Source organism: Corynebacterium zhongnanshanii, assembly GCF_014490575.1.
In the GTDB taxonomy this organism is placed as follows: domain Bacteria; phylum Actinomycetota; class Actinomycetes; order Mycobacteriales; family Mycobacteriaceae; genus Corynebacterium; species Corynebacterium zhongnanshanii.
The window spans coordinates 2,007,377-2,027,861 of record NZ_CP061033.1; the positions used below are offsets into that span (position 1 = coordinate 2,007,377).

Annotated in this window: 17 protein-coding genes and 1 pseudogene; 1 reads left to right on the plus strand and 17 read right to left on the minus strand. The window is 59.0% G+C overall.

Features of this window, described 5'->3' with window-relative positions; translation table 11 throughout:
* Positions 1-15: 15 nt before the first annotated feature.
* Complete coding sequence (locus IAU67_RS09020; protein ID WP_151842315.1) at positions 16-1,011, minus strand: urease accessory protein UreD; 996 nt, start codon at positions 1,009-1,011, stop codon at positions 16-18.
* A gap of 97 nt (positions 1,012-1,108) precedes the next feature.
* Between IAU67_RS09020 and IAU67_RS09025 the strand changes: the two genes are divergently transcribed.
* A complete protein-coding gene (locus IAU67_RS09025) occupies positions 1,109-1,648 on the plus strand; it encodes an LOG family protein (RefSeq protein ID WP_151842316.1) in 540 nt (179 codons plus the stop codon).
* 106 nt (positions 1,649-1,754) lie between these two features.
* Here IAU67_RS09025 and IAU67_RS09030 read toward each other — a convergent pair whose 3' ends face one another.
* The 16 genes and pseudogenes from IAU67_RS09030 to IAU67_RS09100 all read right to left on the minus strand — a co-directional run bounded on the left by IAU67_RS09030 (position 1,755) and on the right by IAU67_RS09100 (position 20,484).
* The gene (locus IAU67_RS09030) at positions 1,755-2,843 is read right to left on the minus strand and encodes a Fic family protein (RefSeq protein ID WP_187767902.1); all 1,089 of its coding nucleotides are present in this window, start codon (positions 2,841-2,843) and stop codon (positions 1,755-1,757) included.
* Between the two features lie 106 nt (positions 2,844-2,949).
* Entirely contained in the window at positions 2,950-3,612 is a 663-nt protein-coding gene (ureG, locus tag IAU67_RS09035) for an urease accessory protein UreG (protein ID WP_151842317.1), read from the minus strand.
* Positions 3,613-3,742: 130 nt separating this feature from the next.
* Complete coding sequence (locus IAU67_RS09040; RefSeq protein ID WP_225723499.1) at positions 3,743-4,537, minus strand: urease accessory protein UreF; 795 nt, start codon at positions 4,535-4,537, stop codon at positions 3,743-3,745.
* A gap of 13 nt (positions 4,538-4,550) precedes the next feature.
* Positions 4,551-6,266 (minus strand): urease subunit alpha, encoded by a 1,716-nt coding sequence (gene ureC, locus IAU67_RS09045; RefSeq protein ID WP_151842318.1) that lies wholly within the window; start codon positions 6,264-6,266, stop codon positions 4,551-4,553.
* Between the two features lie 4 nt (positions 6,267-6,270).
* A complete protein-coding gene (locus IAU67_RS10090; protein ID WP_151842319.1) occupies positions 6,271-6,690 on the minus strand; it encodes an urease subunit beta in 420 nt (139 codons plus the stop codon).
* Between the two features lie 11 nt (positions 6,691-6,701).
* Positions 6,702-7,517 (minus strand): hypothetical protein, encoded by an 816-nt coding sequence (locus IAU67_RS09055; protein WP_151842320.1) that lies wholly within the window; start codon positions 7,515-7,517, stop codon positions 6,702-6,704.
* A gap of 10 nt (positions 7,518-7,527) precedes the next feature.
* On the minus strand, positions 7,528-7,833 hold the full coding sequence (locus IAU67_RS09060; RefSeq protein WP_151842321.1) for an urease subunit gamma: 306 nt from the start codon (positions 7,831-7,833) through the stop codon (positions 7,528-7,530).
* Between the two features lie 226 nt (positions 7,834-8,059).
* Positions 8,060-8,380, minus strand: a complete 321-nt coding sequence (locus IAU67_RS09065; RefSeq protein WP_151842322.1) for a hypothetical protein — start codon at positions 8,378-8,380, stop codon at positions 8,060-8,062.
* 20 nt (positions 8,381-8,400) lie between these two features.
* Entirely contained in the window at positions 8,401-9,150 is a 750-nt protein-coding gene (locus IAU67_RS09070) for a succinate dehydrogenase/fumarate reductase iron-sulfur subunit (RefSeq protein ID WP_151842323.1), read from the minus strand.
* On the minus strand, positions 9,150-11,183 hold the full coding sequence (locus tag IAU67_RS09075; RefSeq protein ID WP_151842324.1) for a fumarate reductase/succinate dehydrogenase flavoprotein subunit: 2,034 nt from the start codon (positions 11,181-11,183) through the stop codon (positions 9,150-9,152). The genes IAU67_RS09070 and IAU67_RS09075 overlap by 1 nt, the downstream gene beginning before the upstream one ends.
* 31 nt (positions 11,184-11,214) lie before the next feature.
* The gene (locus IAU67_RS09080) at positions 11,215-12,003 is read right to left on the minus strand and encodes a succinate dehydrogenase cytochrome b subunit (protein WP_151842325.1); all 789 of its coding nucleotides are present in this window, start codon (positions 12,001-12,003) and stop codon (positions 11,215-11,217) included.
* Between the two features lie 316 nt (positions 12,004-12,319).
* Positions 12,320-14,989, minus strand: coding sequence for a glycoside hydrolase family 65 protein (locus IAU67_RS09085; RefSeq protein WP_151842326.1), 2,670 nt, complete (start codon positions 14,987-14,989; stop codon positions 12,320-12,322).
* A gap of 93 nt (positions 14,990-15,082) precedes the next feature.
* Positions 15,083-15,808, minus strand: coding sequence for an HAD family hydrolase (locus IAU67_RS09900; protein WP_370451978.1), 726 nt, complete (start codon positions 15,806-15,808; stop codon positions 15,083-15,085).
* A gap of 33 nt (positions 15,809-15,841) precedes the next feature.
* Positions 15,842-16,951: pseudogene (locus IAU67_RS09995) on the minus strand (alkene reductase); the annotation flags it as partial.
* Between the two features lie 88 nt (positions 16,952-17,039).
* Entirely contained in the window at positions 17,040-19,253 is a 2,214-nt protein-coding gene (locus tag IAU67_RS09095; RefSeq protein WP_151843355.1) for a malate synthase G, read from the minus strand.
* 88 nt (positions 19,254-19,341) lie between these two features.
* Positions 19,342-20,484 carry an acyl-CoA dehydrogenase family protein gene (locus IAU67_RS09100; protein ID WP_151842329.1) on the minus strand — a complete coding sequence of 381 codons (1,143 nt, stop codon included), beginning with the start codon at positions 20,482-20,484 and terminating at the stop codon, positions 19,342-19,344.
* Position 20,485 lies beyond the last annotated feature (1 nt).

Genomic DNA, 20,485 nt, shown 5'->3' on the forward strand with positions numbered 1-20,485 from the left:
GCTGCACCGGTCGAGCTACATTGTGCGCAGGTCAAAGCTCGGTTTTCCGCACAGCCGCTGCCGCGCGGCGCTATGCAGTGCGTCCATCGTGCGGCGGACGTGTTCCATGGTCGTGCCGGCGATGCGGACGAGGGCGCCGGCGTTGTCCACCAGCGAGCTCACACCCACGGCCAGGGGTGGGGTGTGCGTGCCGCCGACCACCGCATTGCCAGCCAGCCGCTGCCCCAGCTCATGCAACTCATCCACCAGCACAGCCACGTCCACGCTCGGGCGCTCCGGCGGCACCACCACCAGGGTCGCCCACACCGGCCACTCGCCAAACAGCTGCGTATTCGCGTTGTTGTGTTCCCGCAGCGCCGTCATCCGATCGTTCAGCAGAATCCTGCGCTCGCGGGTTACTCGCAGGGTGATCGAACAGGCGTCGAATTTATGTATTTCCCCCGACGCCACACGTCCCATCATGACCACCTCCCCCGCAATGAGCGCTGCATGCGGGTGCAGGTCGAATTCCGTCAGTTGGAGGAAGCGGGAGCCGCCGAACAGTGTGGTGTGACCGGGCAGGTATTCCAGCATGGCGGCGTCGGCGACGACGGCGCTGGTCCATTGGCTTCCGAAGCCGCTGTTCATCCGGTGGACGGAGGTGGCGGCCTGCGTGGTGATCAGTGCTGTGGCGTTGGGCTGTAGTACGAAGCGCTGGCGGATGCGGTCGTTTTGGGCGATCCCGCCGCCGGTGCTGCGCAGGTACACCACGGCGGTGTGGGGGTCCTGAGGGTCCACGTGGAGGGGGCGCGAGAGACTCATCGGCGCTTTCACGTAGCGGCGGGCCATTCCCGTTTTTCCGGTGGTTCCTCGAACGAGTTCCAGGTCAATGACGCCGAGTTTCCCCGGGCGCCCGACGGCTTGGACGCCGTCGCCGGCGGCGGGGTTGTCGTAGGCACGGAACTCGTAGGGAACCGGTGGTGTGAGCGCGCGAGCGTTGGTTCGCTGAAGTTCCGGGACGGTGACTGCCATGCGAACCAGTCTACGGCGCTGTGCGACAATGTCCTGCCCAGCACGGCAGCGGTGGCACCCAGATCGACCGAGCAGGACCGCGTGCGACAATGTCCGTATGAATATCACCGTCTACTGCGGCGCCTCACTTGGAACGAACCCCATCTATAAGGAAGCTGCGATCCAGGTCGGCACCTGGATTGCAGACCACGGCCACACGTTAGTGTTCGGCGGCGGCAACACCGGCCTGATGGGCACGGTCGCGGATGCGGCGCTCGCGGGTGGCGCGGAGGTTATCGGAATCATTCCGGAGTTTCTCACAGCTCGCGAGCCTGCACACTCGGGCCTGACGGAACTCATCACGGTGGACGATATGAGCACGCGCAAGCTCATGCTGTTCGAGCGCGGGGACGCCTTCCTGGCGTTACCGGGCGGGCCGGGCACGTTGGAGGAGATCACGGATGTGATTAGCTGGGCTCGCATTGGTCAAAACGATAAGCCTTGCGTGCTGTTCAACGTCAATGACTATTACGCGCACCTGCAGGCTCAGTACGACCACATGGTTGAGGAAGGTTTCCTGTCCCGCATTGATCGGGAGAGCATCCTCTTTTCCGATGATCTGGGGCAGGTCACGCGATTCATTGATCCCTCTGTTTAGACCTTTCGGCTTATGCGAACTCTTCGGCTCGGATGCTTCTCCGCTGCCGTGCGATACAGCCGGACTCCGCCGTGAGACCCCACGGACTAACACTCGCGATGCGGCCTTACGATAACGCCTGGAGAATACGCGGATTAATAAAAATCTTTTCCCGCCCCAACTGAACACTATCCACGGCACCTTTATCGGCCAATTGCTTTAACCACTTCGCGGCAGTCTGCCGTTGAGCCAATCCGGCCTCCACCACATCAGAAATTCGTAGGTAAGGATTCGAGACCAGCAGCTCCGCCAGTTCTTTTGCTGGCGCGATGCCGGCGCCGCGCACCTCGTCTTCCATACTGTGTTGTACTGACGTAATGGCGTCGATCAGCTGCAGAGCATGCCGAGCGGCGTTCTCAACGCACCCCACCATGAAGAGGATCCATTCTTCCCACGCTCCATCGCGTGTGACGGCATTCAGCAGACGATAGTATTCACTTTTCTGGGCCACGATCTCGCCAGAAAGATACAACACGGGCAGCCTTAAGGCTCCCTGCTGCATCAGCAAGGCAATATTTAAGATTCTTCCGGTTCTTCCATTCCCGTCGTAAAACGGGTGAATCGCTTCAAATTGATAATGTGCCAGCGCCATCAGCACAACAGGATGGAGGTCATGCTTCGAATAGAGGTAGCGCTCCCAAGCCGATAAATGCTGTTCAATAACCTGCTTCCCCTCGGGCGGGGTATATACCGGCCCCTCCGAGCTACTGCTTCCAATGAACGTGCCTGGCGTAGATCGAACCTGGGCGTGCGAGCCCTGAAGGACAGTACAGACGCGTACCGCCAGTTTTTCGGATACGGGAAGTTCTTCTAAGTCCTGAGTCGCCGTGTACAGCGCATCGTTGTACCGGAGCGCTTCCTTCGTTGCCGGTGTTGGCTGATTGTCGACTTTCCAGGCGGCTTTGAAGAGCTCGTCGTTGGTGGTGAAAACATTTTCAATTTCCGACGACGCCTGCGCCTCCCGGAGAGGGATCGTCGCAGTCAAGATAGAGGGGTTGGGGATTAATCGGCACGCGGTGTTGAGCTCCGCCAGGGCTTCCTGCGCGCGGATCACGGCCTTCAACACCGCTCTGGTCTCGATCTCCCCTGCTGGTGGCAGGGGTGGAAGCGCGTTGTAGGGAACGCGCGGGTCGAAGGGTGCGGAAGCGCCGAACATGTACACACCTTACCCAGATCAGACCGGACGTGTCGATTTTTGGCCCGAAAATCGACACGTTTCCGGGATGTGTCGATTCGGTGTACATGTCGCACATGTACTCGCTCTACGCGCGGTAGGACTCCAACGCCTCGACCAGCTCGTCGATCCCGTCGCCGTCCAGACAATTCGTCAGCACCACAGTCTTATTGCTGCGCACATCGTGCGCGTCCGCAGCCATCCGATCCAGGTCGCAGCGCACATATTGCGCAATATCGATCTTGTTGATCACCAGAATGTCCGACTCAGTGATTCCCGGACCGCGCTTTCGGGGCATTTTCTCCCCTTCCGCAGTATCCAGCACGAATACAAAGACGTCCACCAGCGCCGGCGAAAACGTCAGCGTGAGGTTATCCCCACCGGATTCAAAAAAGAGAGTATCAATCTCTGGATGCTCGTCTAGCATGTCCGCCGCCGCCATGAGATTCATGGTCGGATCGTCGCGCACAGCCGTGTGCGGGCAGCTTCCGGTTTCCACGCCAATCACCCGCTCACCTGGGATAATTCCCTCGAGCTCGCGGCGGATATGCATGGCGTCCTCTTGCGTATATATATCATTTGTGACGACGCCAACCGTTCGTCCCAACGCTTGAAATCGCGGAACCAGCGCCTCAATGAGCGCGGTTTTTCCGCTTCCCACAGGGCCGCCAATTCCGATCCTTAACGGGCTACCCTGCCCGGTCACCGGATTGGACTGCGCCGCATCAGCCGGCGCTGGATTGGATTGCATGTTGTCTACCATTTTTCTCTCCATTCCTTTTCTTCATTTCTACTGCGTCTCCACAGTCACTGTTCTGCTGTGTCTCCACAGTCACTGTTCTGCTGTGTCTCCACAGTCACTTTTCTGCTGCGCCTTCAACTCAATTCATGAATAATCGCGCTGGCGCATACTGATGAGCGGCACTCGCCAGGTCCAGCGCCGGCGAACTGCTCCCAATATGTCGCATGTCCTGGCACTTCACCATCCATAGCGCCTTCTCCACACACTCCTCGGCGAGCTCCTTCATGAGCGGCCGCGCCCGCTCCACCATCACTTGCGCGCCGATGTGATCGCACTGCCGCAACCGCAATGCCGCCGACGCCCATCCCATCGCCACACCCATCATCTCCACGGCCACCGCGTGGGCGGCATCCAGTCCATGCCGCTGGTGAATGAGCCCCAGTGCCACGGCTTGATTGCCCGCGGTGCGCCGCGAGGTGACGTGATCCATGTAGAGCTCCAAGAGCCCCTGAGTATTCTGCTGCTCGGACACACGGCTGTGCACCTGGGCATATACGCTCAGCGTCTGGCGGCCCACGCGGGTGGATGCGCGCCGGACGGCGTCGGTGACCTTGGTGGCGCTTAGCTCCTCATCGGCGGCGCACAGCAGCGCAATCACGCTGTCGCCGGACGCGCGCCGGTTGGGAGTGTGCTGTTCGTGCGCGCGCTGGGCGTCGAATTGACAGGACAACTCCACCGCAACCGCCGTCGCCACGCCATCGGCAGGGGCATAGGCATGGCGCAGATGATCCAGCAGCGCCTGCCCGGCCTGCTCCGCGCCGGCCACCCGGCCAGTCTGCACCAGGCCCTCCAACCCATTGGACAGCGTGTAACGGCCGGACGGGTAGGCGGAATCCCCGTACACCACCGAATGCATGACCGAATCAATACTCATCGCACAGCCCCTGCTAAAAGAGATAGAAAAGCTGCGCCAACGGCAGAGATTCCGCCGGGGCAATGGTTGCAATTTCCCCGTCCACGCGCACCTCATAGGTATCGGGATCCACCTGAATATCAGCCAGGCGATCATTGAGCACCATGTCCTTCTTCCCGATGGTGCGGCAATTCTCCACGGGCAGCACCTCGGACTTCAGACCCAGCCGCTCCGGCACGCCCTCTTCGATGGCCGCCGCGGACATAAAGGTCACGCGCGTATCTTGCAGAGCCGACCCACAATTACCGAATTGGTCCCGATAAAACACCGGCTGTGGCGTCGCCAAGGACGCATTCGGATCCCCCATCGCCGCCCAACAAATCCTTCCCTTGCGCAACACCACGTGCGGCTTCGCCGCAAAAGAATCAATAGGCCACAGCACCAGATCCGCAAGCTTTCCCGGCTCAATGGAACCCACGTGCTTCGAAATACCCTGCGCAATCGCCGGATTAATCGTAATTTTCGCCAGATAACGCAACACGCGATTGTTGTCATCGCCGTTGTCCCCCTCAAGCTCACCGAGCTGCTCCCGGCAATGATGCGCCGTCTGAAACGCTCGCACCCAGGATTCCCCCACGCGTCCCATCGCCTGGGAATCCGAACTGAAAATGCTGATGAGGCCCATATCATGCAGCACGGTTTCCGCCGCGATGGTTTCCGCGCGTACGCGAGAATCGGCAAAAGCCACATCCTCGGGAATGTCATGCGACAGGTGATGGCACACCATCACCATGTCCAGCAGCTCATCAACAGAATTAACCGTGTACGGCAACGTGGGGTTCGTCGACGCCGGCAGGACATTTCCCAACCCCGTCACCCGCAAAATATCCGGTGCGTGACCACCCCCGGCACCCTCGGAGTGAAACGTGTGCACCGTCCGCCCGCCTAGGGCGCCAGCAGTCGATTGGAAAAAGCCCGATTCATTCAAGGTATCCGTGTGAATGGCGAGCTGGGCGTCGAATTCATCACAAATATCCAGCGCATTGCGGATACTCGCCGGGGTGGCTCCCCAGTCCTCGTGCACCTTCAGCCCGGCTGCACCCCCACGCATCTGCGCACGCAGGGCGTCCGGCAGCGCCGCGCTGCCCTTCCCCAAGAACCCCGTGTTGACCGGCAGGCCTTCGGCGGCGCGGAGCATAAACTGAATGCCATCCGCACCCGGCGTGCACGTGGTTCCTAATGTGCCTTCAGCAGGCCCGGTTCCGCCGCCGAAAAACGTAGTAATTCCATTCGAAAGCCCCTCCTGCGCCTGCTGCGGCGTGATGTAATGAATATGAGAATCCACCCCACCAGCCGTGAGAATACGGTGAGTCCCCACAATCACTTCCGTACCCGGGCCAATCACCAGGTCCGGATCCACCCCATCCTGACTATGCGGGTTGCCGGCCTTTCCCACGCCCACAATACGGCCGTTCTTGATGCCCACGTCCCCCTTCACCACGCCGAGCGCGGTGTCGATAATAATGGCCCCCACAATCACGGTATCCAGTGCATCCACGGCGGTGGGGTCCTGTCCCATTCCATCGCGGACGGCTTTTCCGCCGCCGTACACCGTTTCATCGCCATAGGAGCACGCGGCATAATCCTGCTCAATCCGGATGGTCAGGTTCGTGTCCGCCAATGTGACGCGATCGCCTGTCGTAGGGCCGTAAATCTCTGCGTATCTGCTGCGGCTCAATCTATTGTTCATCTGCTTACTCTTCGTGTGGGGTAATTCGTTGCTGTGCGACATTGTCTTCCGAATTGGAATTCTTCAAAAAATCCTCCAGCCGCCGCATCGCCTGCTCTCGAATCTCCTCGTCGTCCAATGGCCCATCGACCAGGTTGGAAAATCCATACAAAACACGCGCCCCGCCGAAATCCACCAGCTCAACCTCGCGCGTATCGCCCGGCTCAAAACGAATAGCCAAACCGGAGGGAATCGCCAGATGGCGCCCATAGGCAGCCTCCCGATCAAACTCCAGCGCCGCATTCGCCTCAAAAAAGTGATAGTGCGACCCCACCTGAATCGCGCGGTCGCCCGTATTCGCCACGGATACAGTCACCGTCGCGCGGCCCTCATTCATGACTATCTCACCTGGCTGCGTGATATATGCGTTAAAACCGGAAGACATCAAACAATTCCTTAGTGGTGCGAATGACTGTGTGAATGCGCATGACCGTGTGCGTGAGCATGCGCGTGGGAATGCGCGTGCCCGTGCGCATGATCCTCGTCCCCATGCGAATGCGCGAACCCCTGATCGTGATCCGCCAGCAACCCCGCCGCAATGCCGTCGTCGCCATGTTCCTGCGCATGCAACGCCTTTTTCACCGACGCCAACACCGCAGTCTTCAACGCACTCCCGGGCATGAGGGCGTGCGCCTCACAGCTCTCCGCGCGTGGTGCATGAAAGTCAGCACGCACCACAGCCACCGTCGGCTGCCCATCCATGATCTTGTGCAGGCGCGAGGTCACCTCCGGCAGCGTAGGCCAACAGTCCGCCCCGCGCTGGCCTGGATCATCGAACGCCAGGGCCACCTCGGTGGATTCCGAGAATTGTTGAGCGAGCCTCACGCGACGACACAGTTCGGCGTCGGCAAAAGGATCGACGGCGGCGGCGAGGAATACGACGGCGTCGTGGGTAGGGGCAAGGCGGCGCAGGTGGTGGCGCATGCGCGCGATGACGTAGGTACTCGTGCACACCGGCGTAGCGAGGGCGGCGCGGAGGGAGGTGCGTTCGGTGAGCCATCGCAGCGCCTGTGCAGCGTGAGTGATGGAGGTCAGGTCGCGGCCGGTACACATCGGGACCACGCAGACGCGGTCGTGGACTATGGCGGACAGCTCGCGGGCGGAACGGACAACGGGCAGGCCGGTGACCTCGTGCAAGTAGTGAGTGTCCGTGGCCTCGGCGGTGGCGTAGAGAACCACGGGCACGTCGGTGTGAGTGTAAGTGTGGGTCATGGCGCGATCACTACTCCCCGATCGGGTCGTGGACACTCACCAGCTTCGTGCCATCCGGGAAGGTGGCCTCCACCTGGATCAGGCTCAGGCGCTCCCGCACGCCCGGCAGCACATCGTCGGGCCCCAGCACCTGGCTTCCCACCTCCATCGCTTCGGCCACGCTCAAACCGTCGCGGGCGGCTTCGATGACCGCGTCGCTGATCAAGGCCGTAGCTTCCGGCTGGTTCAGCTTCAGCCCCCTCTGCTGCCGACGGCGGCTGACCTCAGCGGCGGTGAAGATATAGAGCTTTTCCAGCTCGCGGGGTGTGAGGTTCATGTAGTCGAGTGTAGCGAGCAAATATTACAGCGATGTTTCACACCGGATCGGCTACGAGGCATTGCCGGTGGCACGCCATTGCACACACAACAAGGCCGCACCCTGCCTGCCACCGGGCGCGATCAACGCGCAGCGGGCAGGCTGTCAGGGTGCAGCCTTGTGTGTTGGAGGTGTGCGCAGAAGTAGCCAGCTTCTGCGCTGAAGCACTGTTATGTGCGAAGTCGGCCTAGTGAATACGGCCGGTACGCGCCTTGTACTCGCGGTAGTTCTTACGACCCAAGTGGATCATGAACATGCCACCGAACAGCAGGCCGAAGCCCAGGATGGCGCCAGCCAGAGCGTACTCCGGGCCCAATTCCTGAACACCGGACTGCCAGGTGGCCAGGCCGAAGACCATCAGTCCGAAGCCGGCCAGGGAAGCCAGGATGGCACCCATGCCCACCCAGGTGATGGAACGCTGCAGGGAGGAGTGAGGAGCATCGAAGGAAGATGGCACGTAGCCGTCCAGGTACTGCTTCTCAACGTGGAGTTCTGGAGCTAGAGACATAGCTCTTTCCTTTCAGGATGTTAGTCGTCCTTGCCGCGGAACGCCGCACGTGCGCGCTCCTTGGTAACGGCCGAGACGGCAGTCAGTGGGATGCCCGCCGGGCAAACGTCTGCACATTCACCATACAGGGAACATGGACCAAAGTTGGTCTCGACTTCGTCGATCATCTTCCGTGCACGGCGTCCTCGCTCCTCACGTCCCAGTGGGGACAGGGTGAGGTGAACCAGCTTTGCACCGGTGAACAGGTGCGCAGCACCGTTCGGACATGCGGCAACGCAGGCACCACAGCCGATGCAGGCAGCGTGGTCCAGGGCGCGTTCGGCGTCGGCGTGGTTGACCAGCAACGAGTCGGCGTCGGGGGCAGTTCCAGCCATGACGGACACGAAGCCACCCTTTTCCATCACGCGATCCAGTGCGGAACGGTCCACCAGCATGTCCTTGACCACTGGGTAGGCCGCGGAGCGCAGTGGCTCCAGCTTGATGGTGTCGCCATCGTTGAAGGACAGCAGGCGCTGCTGGCAGGCCGGCTTGTTCTTGTCCGGGCCGTGTGGACGGTCGTTGACCATGAGGCCACAGGTTCCACAGATACCTTCACGGCAGTCGGAGGCGAAGGTGAATGGCTCCTTGCCAGCCTCGACGTACTTGTAATTTACGTGGTCAAGCAGCTCCAGGATGGACATCTGCTCTGCTGCGTCGTCGACATCGACAGACTCGAAGTGGCCTTCGGCATTCGGGCCCGCCTGACGCCAGATTTCAAGATGTAGTTTCATTACTTGTAATTCCTTGTCATCAGCGGGATTCGGTCAAAGAACAGTGGCTCGGAGTGACGGATGAACTTGTTCTCGCCATCCGGCTCCCATGCGGAGACGAAGCACCAGTTGTCATCGTCACGCTCGGCCTCACCGTCTTCGGACAGGTGGTCATCGCGGTAGTGTGCACCACAGGACTCGTCGCGGTCCAGTGCGTCCACGCACATCAGCTCGCCGAGGTCCAGGTAGTCAGCCACGCGGGTTGCGTACTCCAGCTGCTGGTTCATGTCGTCGGCATCGCCAGGGATGTGAACGTTGGCCCAGAAGTCCTTACGCAGTTCGCGGATCTTCTCGATGCCGGACTTCATGTCCTTGACGTTGCGGGACACACCACAGGAGAAGTACAGGATCTCGCCCAGCTGGCGGTGGTAGTACTCGGCGGAGTGTGGGTTGTCGCCCTTGATGTTCATGATCTTGTTGATGCGAGCTTCGGCGCGCTCGATGGCGGCCTTTGCTGCCGGGCCATCGACGTCTGGGATTGGGGTGCCCAGGCGTGGTGCCAGGTAGTTCGGGATCGTGAACGGAAGGGTGAACCAGCCTTCCACGGAGGAGGACAGCAGGGAGTTTGCACCCAGGCGGTTTGCACCGTGGTACATCCAGGAGGATTCTCCGGAGCAGAACAGTCCCTGAATGGAGGTCATCTCGTTGAAGTCGGTCCACAGGCCACCCATGGTGTAGTGGCAGGTTGGTGCAATACGCATCGGGGTTTCGTATGCGGATTCACCGATGGCCTCTTCGTACATCTGGATGAGGTTGGAGTAACGCTCGCGGATCGTGTCCTTGCCCAGACGGTTGATGGCGTCACCCAGGTCCAGGTACACCGAGTTCTTCATCGGGCCTACGCCGTAGCCAGCGTTGATCTGCTGTGCGTTGGCACGGGACGCGATGTCGCGGGGCACCAGGTTACCGAAGGCTGGGTAGCGGCGCTCCAGGAAGTAGTCGCGCTCGTCCTCGGGGATGTCCTTCGGATCGCGGTCGTCACCCTTCTTCTTCGGGGTCCAGATGCGGCCGTCGTTACGCAGGGACTCGGACATCAGGATGGTCTTGGACTGCCAGGTGGAGTTCACGGGCAGGCCGGTTGGGTGGAACTGCACGAAGGATGGGGAGGCCATGTAGGCGCCCAGCTCGTATGCACGCATGATGGCGGATGCGTTGGAGTTCTTGGCCAGCGTGGACATGTGGTACACGTTGCCGTATCCGCCGGTAGCCAGCACGGTGGCGTGGCCGGTGTGTGCGGTCAGCTCACCGGTGATGAGGTTACGCATCACAACACCCTGGCATACGCCGTCCTCCACGATGAGGTCCACGAGGTCGTTGTGGGTGAAGATTTCCACGTGGCCTGCGCCGATCTGGCGGTAGAGGGCGGAGGTGGTGGCCAGCTGCAGCTGCTGACCGGTTTGTCCACGGGTGTAGTAGGTGCGGGAGACCTGCACACCACCGAAGGATCGGGTGGCCAGGGTGCCGCCGTACTCGCGGGAGAATGGGGCACCGATGGCGTTCATGTGGTCGATGACCTTGGGGGACTCCATGGCCAGGCGCCAGCAGTCGTTTTCGCGGCAGCGGTAGTCGCCGCCCTTCACGGTGTCCTTGGCGTGCAGGTAGGTGGAGTCGTTATCCAGCTTCTTACCGCGGGAGGAGTTCACACCACCCTGTGCGGCGATGGAGTGCGCACGGCGTGGGGAGTCGTGGTAGGTGAACACCTTGACGTCGTATCCCAGCTCGCCGAGCGCGGCGGCTGCTGCGCCGCCGGCGAGGCCGGTGCCGACGATGAGGATGCGGAACTTGGCACGGTTCAACGGGGAGACCATGCCGAAGTGCTCCTTGGCGTACTGCCACTGCTTGTCCTGGGATACGGCGTGTGGTGCGTTGTCCTTGAGGACGGTGCCCACGCTCACGCCAGGCACGGAGGACTGTGGAGCGGCGAAGGCCGCTACAGCCTTGTCGTAGTCAAAGTCCGCGGTCTGATTGTGCGGGTGGTTAGTAACTTCGCTCATTGATTTCTCTTCTCCTAAATCAGACTCGCGACTAGTGCCCAGCCGAAGGAACGAATGGGACGTTGTCCACAAGACCCAGCATTACTGCCAGCGGAATGGAGATGTTGCCGATCATGACGATGGCTGGCAACAGGTATGCAATCCACAGTGCTACCTGGCGGGTGCGGTGGCCCGTGATGCCGAGGTCGGAGGTTGCAACCCAGATTCCGTGGGACAGGTGCAGGAACAGAACCAGCATGGCCAGGATGTAGAAGATTGCTACGCCTGGGCGCTCGAAGGAGGCGATGAGGTTCTGGAATGCTGCGTGGGATCCGTCCACTGGGCCTTGGAACTCATCGGAGGCGAAGGGCTTCGCGCCGATGGTGAGGTCCAGCAGGTGGAAGATGATGAACAGCAGCAGGACTACGCCGGTGACCAGCATGTTGCGTGCTGCGAACGAGGTGTAGCCCTGGGACAGTCCCTTGCGCTTGAAGCGTCCGCGGGACTTGGAGCCGCGGCCGCGCAGTGCGAAGGCACACCAAATGTGGAGCACCAGGCTGACGATCAGGACTACGCGGAATACCCAGAGGAAGACCTCGTGTGGGATCAGCGGGTAGCCGAATTCGCGCAGGAAGTCAGCGTAGGTGTTGAAGGATTCGGCTCCCATGTAAACCTTTAGGTTTCCTACCATGTGAACCAGGACAAAGAGGCCGAAGATGATGCCCGTTACGGCCATCGTCAGCTTCATTGCCCAAGATGGGAAGCCAGGCTTTTCCCTTAGTGGCTTCGTCGTAATTTTGCCGTGAACGATTGCTTCACGGTCGTCAGATTTAACAGTCATGGCACCTCCAGTGTCATAGACACTGTAAGGCCTGGACCCCTGCTTGAACCACTTTTGGTAGCTCACGTCACTGCCTTCACACCCCGTTATGGGGGTCATAGCACTTGACCTGCTGTTTTCCAACAGTACAAATGTACTGATTTACGAAAAACTCACGTTGCGAAAATGCCGAAAACGGGCTCCGTCATATCAATATAGTTATAGAAATATGTCTTTTTTAGATTCGACGCCCAGCGCACCCCTCCCCCGGCCTACCACCCGAACCACGGCTCACCTACGCACACCCGCGGGAGAGCGCCTGCCGTGAGGCGAACCGCTACTGCTCCGGCTCGAAGTTCAACGGCCCCTCCGGTCCGGATTCATCGCGGTGCGCCGCATACTGGGCGTGGCTGGGAGCCACGGCGGCAGCACCCTCGCTCAACACCGTCTGTCCGTGCACCGTGACGGACTCGCGGCCGGACTGGCCGCCGATCTCCACGGACTCTCCCATCACGATCAGCTGCACACCCTGGGAGGCATCCCCGTCGTCCACGGAGACCGTCACCTCTCCATCGCGGACGCACACCTCCAGGCGCACCCCGCTCAACGTGATGTAATACGTCAAGCTCTCCCAGTCTCGCGGAAGGCGCGGGTAAATGGAGAAGTGCCCATAGTGATCCCGCAATCCGCCGAAGCCATTGGTCAGCGCGGACCACACGCCACCACAGGACGCAATGTGCACGCCATCGCTGGTGTTGCCGTGCAGGTCACCCAGATCCACAAACAGACCCCGGTGGAAAAAGTCCAAGGCCTTATCCTCGTAGCCCAGTTCCGCGGCCATGATGGACTGCACCACGGCACTGAGCGTGGAGTCTCCCGTGGTCAGGCGATCATAGTAGTCATAATCAGCCTTCTTAATCTCCGGCAGGAACTCCTGGCCTTGCAGGAACAGCGCCAACACCACATCTGCTTGCTTCAGCACCTGGTAGCGATAAATCGTCAGCGGGTGATAGTGCAGCAGCAGCGGCCGCTTCGGCTCCGCATCCGGATCATCTAGGTCCCAGATCTCGCGCTGAAGGAACTGATCGTCCTGGGGGTTCACGCCAAGGCGCTCATTGAACGGAATGTACATGCACTCCGCGGCCTTCACCCACAGAGCCAGCTCGTCGTCGGACAGCCCCTCGCGGCGCGCCAAGTCCTCGTAATCGCCGGGGCGTTCCTCCCGCAATTGCTTCGCCACGGCCGCGGCGATGCTCAAGTTAAAGCGAGCCATCACATTGGTGTACAGGTTATTGTTCACCACGGTGGTGTACTCATCGGGTCCCGTGACGGAGTGAATCTCAAAACGCTTCTGATCCGCGTTGAAAAAACCCAAGGACATCCAGAAACGGGCCGTATTAATCAGAATGTAAATGCCCTGCTCCAGCAGGAAATCCACGTCCCCGGTGGCATAGACATACTTCATCAGGGCGAACACAATATCGGCATCGATATGGTACTGAGCCGTTCCCGCCGCGTAATACGCAGAGGACTCTTGCCCGTTAATCGTTCTCCACGGGAACAAGGCGCCATCGTGGGACAATTCCAGGGCGCGCTGCTTCGCCGCGGGAAGCATGTCATAACGGAAACGCAGTGCATTCCGGGCATAGGCCGGGTTGGTGTAGCACAGGAACGGCATCACATAAATCTCCGTATCCCAGAAGTAGTGGCCTCCATAGCCAGAGCCCGTCATGCCCTTCGCCGGAATACCATTAAACTCCGCGCGCGCCGAGGCCTGCAGCAGCTGGAACAAGTTCCACCGCACCGCCTGCTGCAATTCCGGCTGCCCCTCAATGCGCACATCCGACCGCTTCCAAAAACGGCCCAACCACTTGCGCTGATTCGCCACCAGATTGCTAAATCCCACGGACTTCGCGCGCGTAATCGTGCGCTCGCAGCGGAACGCCAGCTCCTCCGGCGCCACATGGCGGGAGGAGTGGTACGCCACGAACTTCTCCAACCGCAGCTTCATCCCCTTGTTGCCCTTGAGGTGATAGGTCACCCGGGCCACATCCTCCAACACCTCGGTGGAAATCTCCACACCCGGCTGCCCATGTGCATCGGCCGGATTATCCACTTCAAGAATGTGATCCATGGTAGCGGCCACCGTCATTCCCGAATGATTCACCTGGTAGCCCAAGGTCGCGTTCTCGGCCCCGGCGCTCTTTTGATACTTCGGAAGGAACACCCGCTCCTTAAATTGCTCACCTTTACGCGGATCAAAATGCTCATCGGACTCGGCCATGGGGCCCCGATCCGCATTGGGGAACTCATCTTCCCCATCCTGGCGGTTGAGCAGCTGAGAAGAAATCACCACGGCCGCATCAGCATCCAGCAATTCCACTTCCAAGCTCATGATCGCCACATGGCGCTCCTGGAAAGAAACCATCCGCTCCGACGTCACCCGGACTCGCTTTCCACCCGGCGTTCGCCACACCAGCGTGCGGCGCAACACACCCTCACGGAAATCCAGGCTGCGCTTATAGTCGCTGACCTCGGCATTGCCCAGCCGCAACGGTTCATCGTCGATGTACAACCGCATCGCTTTGGCGTCGGGGACAGAGACAATTCCCTGACCAGCCCGTGCTAAACCATAGGCGTCTTCGGCGTGCTGAATATCCCACGTTTCGTGCACACCATTAATAAACGTGCCATGTGCATGGGAATCACGGCCCTCCGGCGGATTACCACGCAGGCCCAAATAGCCATTCGATAATGCAAACAGCGTCTCCATCACGCCAAGATCGCCGTGATTAGGTTTCGTTTCCACCCACGCCCACTCATCCACGGGGTGCACGTCACGATCAATCGCCGCCAGAGGATCCGCATTCGCCAACTTCCAATCCGTGCGGAAATTCGCCGCATTCAAATCCCCACCATCCACAGGACGGTTGGGGCCCTGGTGAGACTGAGTACGGCGCTGGGCAAGAAACTGCTCCAATTGCGATGTAGAGGACTTAGAGCTCATGAAAGGGTTGCTCCTGACGGGCGTATGAGTAATGGCAACATTATGGCACGATCCAGGCAGCATTACGGAATAGGCCGCACTGGCCAGCAGCGTTTATAGCAGCTCGGCCAGGTCATCAACAACTAGCGTGGCGCCCGCATCCAACAGCGCATCTGCACCCGTCCCGCGGTTCACGCCCACCACAAGCCCGAAACCTCCGGCCTTGCCGCTGGCCACGCCGCTGGTGGCATCCTCCACCACCACAGCCCGATCCACGGACACGCCCAGCTGCTGCGTCGCATACACATACGTATCCGGCGCGGGCTTTCCCGGAAGCTCCTGTTCCACTGCCACCAGGCCGTCCACAACCAGCTCGAAGCGATCCAGCAGACCGGCCGCCTCCAGCACGGGCCGCGCGTTCTTCGAGGAGGACACAATCGCGATCTTCGGTGCCTTGCGTGCGGATCGTCCAGCCTGCGCTGTGTGCGCTTCCTGCGCGCGCTGCCGGATCGCATCCAACAACTGCACCGACCCTGGATACGCCTGCACACCCTCTGCCACGAGCTGCAGAAAGTCCTCGTTCTTCCGCGCGCCCAAGCCGTGAACGCTCTCCACGTCCGCGGCATCATCCGGCTCACCGACCGGCAAGGTCATCCCACGAGATTCCACAATGGCCTGCACTCCCTCATCTCGGCGGCGCCCATCGAGGTAATCGAAGTAATCCTGTTCCGTATACGGCCGCACGCCCCGCTGCTCAAAAAAGGCCGTAAACATGCGAGCCCACGCCTTCCTATGCAGATCAGCGGTGGGAGTAATCACGCCGTCCAGGTCAAACAGCACCGCGTCATACTCAAAAATCCGGGCGTAAGCAGGGTAATCCGTATATCCGCGCTCTCCACCCTTATAGAACGTCGAAGAATCGGGCTCATTCAACTCCCAACCGTGCTCCCAACGCTGGGGAAGATCGGGATTCGCAATAAACAATCGGCCCACGGCCACCGCATCGGCACGACCACTATGCACAATAATCTGCGCCTCATCCAGCTGCGTGAGCTCCCCAAAACCGGTATTGGATATCAGCCGGCCACCATATTCCTGCCGAATCCACGCGGGAAGATCCGTCACTTCGGATTGAGCGGCGTCTCGGTCGGAGGCTTCGGCGTCGAATATCCCCGCAGCATCTTTATGCAACAGGGAGATATACGCCATATCCAGATCATCCAACCCCTTCAGTAGCGCCCCATACGTGGCAATAACATCAGCACGGTCAGGCTCCAGGGCGCCCTGAATATTGTGCTCGGGGGATATCCGCAACGCCGTGCGGCCAGCACCAATTTCCTCAACGACTGCCCGGACCACCCGCACCACAAAACGAGCACGATTTTCCGGCGAACCGCCATAGTTATCGGTACGCAGATTCGATTCCGGACTCAGGAACTGATGCAATAAATAGCCATTAGCGCCATGGATTTCCACGCCATCTAATCCGGCATCAATGGCACGGCGCGCACCCGCCACAAATTCCTCAACAATGCGATCCATATCCTCGTGCGTCACCGCGCGGGGCAGCGCCGCGTCCACCTTGGCGTTGAAGGTGTGAACCTGAGTGCCCGACGCCACAGCGCTCGGCGCCTCCGGCTGCACCCCACGCAACAAGTCCGGGTGCGACAGGCGCCCACCGTGCATGATCTGCATAAAGATCGTTCCACCCGCGGCGTGCACTGCCTCGGCAACCGTGGCCCACGCCGCTTGCTGCTCCTCGTTCGCAATACCGGCCTGACCAGGGAAAGCGCGGCTGCTAAACGCCGGGAAGGTCCCCTCCGTCACGATCAGCCCGGCCGAGGCTCGCTGGGAATAATAGCGCACGTGGAGATCCGTGGGCACGCCATCTTCACCTGCGCGCTGGCGTGTCAGCGCCGCCATGGTCACGCGATTGGGGAGGCGATGGTGCGGCAGGTCCAGCGGGGTAAATAAAGAGGTCATGCCACCCGTTATACACGGATGGCATGACTGCACGAGCGCTAGCGGAAGATACTAGCTGACGATCTGAAGGGGTTGTTAGCGGGAGTTATTAAGCGATGTTGTTCTTGGCCTTAAACTCCAAACGACGAGCATGCAAAATCGGCTCAGTATAACCAGACGGCGACTGCTCACCCTTCAAAATCAAATCCTTCGCAGCCTGAAACGCCACAGAAGAATCAAAATCAGGCGCCATATCACGATACGCAGCATCCCCAGCATTCTGACCATCAACCTTCACAGCCATACGCTCCAAAGCATCAACAATCTGCTCCTCAGACACCACACCATGCTTACGCCAGTTCGCCAACAACTGCGAAGAAATACGCAACGTCGCACGATCCTCCATCAAATCCACATCATGAATATCCGGCACCTTCGAGCAACCAACACCCTGCTCAACCCAACGCACCACATAACCCAAAATGGACTGACAGTTGTTATCCAACTCCTCCTGAACCTCAGCCTCAGACCACGTCGCAGACCCCTCACCCACAGCAGCACCAGCCACAGGAACCGTCAAAATCTTACCCAAAGAATCCCGACGACCCTGCTCACGCAACTGCTCCTGCACAGCAAACACATCCACCTCGTGATAATGCGTCGCATGCAACGTCGCACCCGTAGGAGAAGGAACCCACGCAGTCGTCGCACCAGCCTTCGGCTGACCCACCTTCTGCTCCAACATCTCAGCCATCAACTCAGTCATAGCCCACATACCCTTACCAATCTGAGCCTTACCAGGCAGAGCATGAGCCAAACCAGCATCCACATTGTTGTCCTCATACGCCAACATCCACGCAGAAGACTTCATATCACCCTTACGAATCATCGGACCCGCAACCATCGACGTATGAATCTCATCACCCGTACGATCCAAGAAACCAGTATTAATAAACGCCAAACGGTTCTTCACCGCAGCAATACACGCATCCAAGTTCGCCGTCGTACGACGCTCCTCATCCATCACACCCACCTTCAAGGTGTAACGCTCCAACCCAAACAAATCCTCAATCGCGTTAAACAAATCATCCGTAAACGCAACCTCCTCAGGACCATGCTGCTTAGGCTTGACAATGTAAATCGAACCATTACGAGAATTCCGACGCTCATTATCCTCAGCCAGACCAGGAATCGCAGCAGCGGTGGTGATCACACCATCCATAATGCCCTCGAAAATCTCCTCACCATCCTGATCCAAAATCGCCGGATTCTGCATCAAATGACCCACATTACGCACAAACAACAACGAACGACCATGCAAACGCACCTCATCACCATCACGACCCGTGTAAATACGGTCCGGGTTCAACCGGCGAGTGAACGTACGTCCCTCCTTGGTAATCTCCTCGGTGAGATCACCCACATTGAGGCCTAGCCAATTGTGGTAGCCCAGGGTTTTGTCGGTCGCATCGACCGCGGCAACAGAATCTTCAAAATCAATGATGGTAGAGATCGCCGCTTCAAGAACCACATCTTTAACCCCGGCCTTGTCAGTGGAGCCGACGGGGGACTCAGGATCAATCTGGATGTCAATGTACAAACCATTGTTACGCAGCAAAATGCTGGATGGGTCAGCCACATCCCCGGCGTAACCCACATACGCCTCAGGAGCCTTCAAACCAACCTGAGCACCATCAACCTCAGCAACAAACTCACCGGACTCCACCGAGTACTTCGTCACATCAGCGTGAGAACCCTCCGCCAGCGGCACAGCACGGTCCAAAAAGTCACGAGCCCACGCAATGACCTTGTCACCACGAACCTTGTTGTAGCCCGTACCCTTTTCCGCACCACCCTCTTCAGAAATAGCGTTCGTGCCGTACAACGCGTCATACAGGGAACCCCACCGAGCGTTCGCAGCATTCAGAGCAAAACGCGAGTTGAGCGACGAGATGACCAGCTGTGGGCCGTTGGTTTCAGAGATCTCCGGATCGATGTTCTGCGTCTGAATCTCAAAGTCACCCGGCTCATCCACCAGGTAACCAATCTCCTTCAAAAACGCCGTGTACTTCTCAGCATCCTGCTCACCAGGATTCTCCGCGTACCACTTATCCAACGTGGCCTGGAACTCATCACGCTTCGCCAACAACTGCTTGTTACGAGGACCAAACTCCGCAACAATCTTGCCAAAACCATCCCAGAAAGCATCGATGTCAGCGTCCGAGCCCTTTCCGATGGCCGGCAATAGTTCGGTGTTGATGAACTCTAGGAGAATTGGAGCCACCGACAGGCTTCCAACCTTGATGTAATTTTCTGTAGTCATGTTTTCTCAATATCCTTTCTCATGGGATCGTGAATCAGTTGTGCTGATCTTCCGCTTTGTGGTGAGCGTTGACGCTGGTCAAGCGCATTCAATAGCTCCGCGGAAGACCTAGTACCTGGTGTGATACATAGTTCAGAATCATCTCCTCACTGACTGGTGCAGTCCGGAACAACCTGGCAGGCCAGTACAACTCCGAAACTTCATAATCTTTGCTGAATCCGTTGCCGCCATGCGTTTGGATTGCTCGATCCACGGCTTTTTCTGCTGCTCGAGCAGCAGAAAACTTTGCGTAGTTGGCAAGCTCTCCAGCATGCTCTCCTGCATCAGCCGCAGACGCAGCACGTGCTGTCATGTGCCTCGCAAGCTCTACGTCGATTTTGGCTTCAGCAAGCGGATGCGCGACCCCTTGATGAGATCCAATGGGAGCGCCCCACACCTCGCGGCTCTTGGAGTAGTCAATGGCCTTACTTAAGGCACGTAGGGCAATACCGTTACAGAACGCAGCCATAAGAATTCGCTCTGGATTGAGGCCCTTGAACAGTGCCTTAAAGCCGTTCGTTCCTCTTCCGACAACATCTCTCGCTTCTACACGAACATTGTCACAGTGCACTAACCACTGAGAATCAGCGCTAAAATCCTCGGTCTCAATCTTTGCCTTTGTGAGACCCGCCGTATCAGTAGGAACCAGGCAACAACACACTTGTCCGTCGTTTGCTTCATCAACTTCTCGAGCAACAACAAGAACATAGTCAGCCTCATCTACTCCAGATATGAAGCATTTTTCACCATGTAAGCGGTACGTACCATCATCAGTCTTCTGCAGCTTTGTGCGAGTCCTATGGGTATTGCTTCCCGCTTCAGGCTCTGTAATCGCGAAGGCACACTTCACCGTTCCACTAGCAATTCCAGGTAGAAACCTCTTCTTCTGATCATGAGTTCCAACTCCCAATAGAATTGAGCCCACGATGCCCGGCGACATCACCAAGAGAACTGGCAGGTGCCCCTGCTCAGCCAACCGTTCTGCAACAATACTGAACTCTAGGAGACCAGCCCCACCTCCTCCGTACTCCTCCGGAAGCCCTATTCCCACAAGGCCGGCATCCGCTAAGTCCTTCCACAATTCAGTCGCCGGTTCATCTGCTGCGATTTTCGCCCTTCTGTAATGGCGCCCGTACTTGCTCACTACTGTGTCCACGGTGCTGCGCAGTAGATCTTCTGTCAGTCGATCCATT

What these genes read in the sequence shown, in the direction of transcription:
- IAU67_RS09100 (WP_151842329.1), bottom strand. Translation starts at nt 20,484, where the DNA reads ATGGATCGACTGACAGAAGATCTACTGCGCAGCACCGTGGACACAGTA.
- IAU67_RS10090 (WP_151842319.1), bottom strand. Translation starts at nt 6,690, where the DNA reads ATGTCTTCCGGTTTTAACGCATATATCACGCAGCCAGGTGAGATAGTC.
- IAU67_RS09070 (WP_151842323.1), bottom strand. Translation starts at nt 9,150, where the DNA reads ATGAAACTACATCTTGAAATCTGGCGTCAGGCGGGCCCGAATGCCGAA.
- IAU67_RS09080 (WP_151842325.1), bottom strand. Translation starts at nt 12,003, where the DNA reads ATGACTGTTAAATCTGACGACCGTGAAGCAATCGTTCACGGCAAAATT.
- IAU67_RS09065 (WP_151842322.1), bottom strand. Translation starts at nt 8,380, where the DNA reads ATGTCTCTAGCTCCAGAACTCCACGTTGAGAAGCAGTACCTGGACGGC.
- IAU67_RS09095 (WP_151843355.1), bottom strand. Translation starts at nt 19,253, where the DNA reads ATGACTACAGAAAATTACATCAAGGTTGGAAGCCTGTCGGTGGCTCCA.
- IAU67_RS09040 (WP_225723499.1), bottom strand. Translation starts at nt 4,537, where the DNA reads ATGAGTATTGATTCGGTCATGCATTCGGTGGTGTACGGGGATTCCGCC.
- IAU67_RS09025 (WP_151842316.1), top strand. Translation starts at nt 1,109, where the DNA reads ATGAATATCACCGTCTACTGCGGCGCCTCACTTGGAACGAACCCCATC.
- ureG (WP_151842317.1), bottom strand. Translation starts at nt 3,612, where the DNA reads ATGCAATCCAATCCAGCGCCGGCTGATGCGGCGCAGTCCAATCCGGTG.
- ureC (WP_151842318.1), bottom strand. Translation starts at nt 6,266, where the DNA reads ATGAACAATAGATTGAGCCGCAGCAGATACGCAGAGATTTACGGCCCT.
- IAU67_RS09055 (WP_151842320.1), bottom strand. Translation starts at nt 7,517, where the DNA reads ATGACCCACACTTACACTCACACCGACGTGCCCGTGGTTCTCTACGCC.
- IAU67_RS09085 (WP_151842326.1), bottom strand. Translation starts at nt 14,989, where the DNA reads ATGAGCTCTAAGTCCTCTACATCGCAATTGGAGCAGTTTCTTGCCCAG.
- IAU67_RS09020 (WP_151842315.1), bottom strand. Translation starts at nt 1,011, where the DNA reads ATGGCAGTCACCGTCCCGGAACTTCAGCGAACCAACGCTCGCGCGCTC.
- IAU67_RS09030 (WP_187767902.1), bottom strand. Translation starts at nt 2,843, where the DNA reads ATGTTCGGCGCTTCCGCACCCTTCGACCCGCGCGTTCCCTACAACGCG.
- IAU67_RS09060 (WP_151842321.1), bottom strand. Translation starts at nt 7,833, where the DNA reads ATGAACCTCACACCCCGCGAGCTGGAAAAGCTCTATATCTTCACCGCC.
- IAU67_RS09075 (WP_151842324.1), bottom strand. Translation starts at nt 11,183, where the DNA reads ATGAGCGAAGTTACTAACCACCCGCACAATCAGACCGCGGACTTTGAC.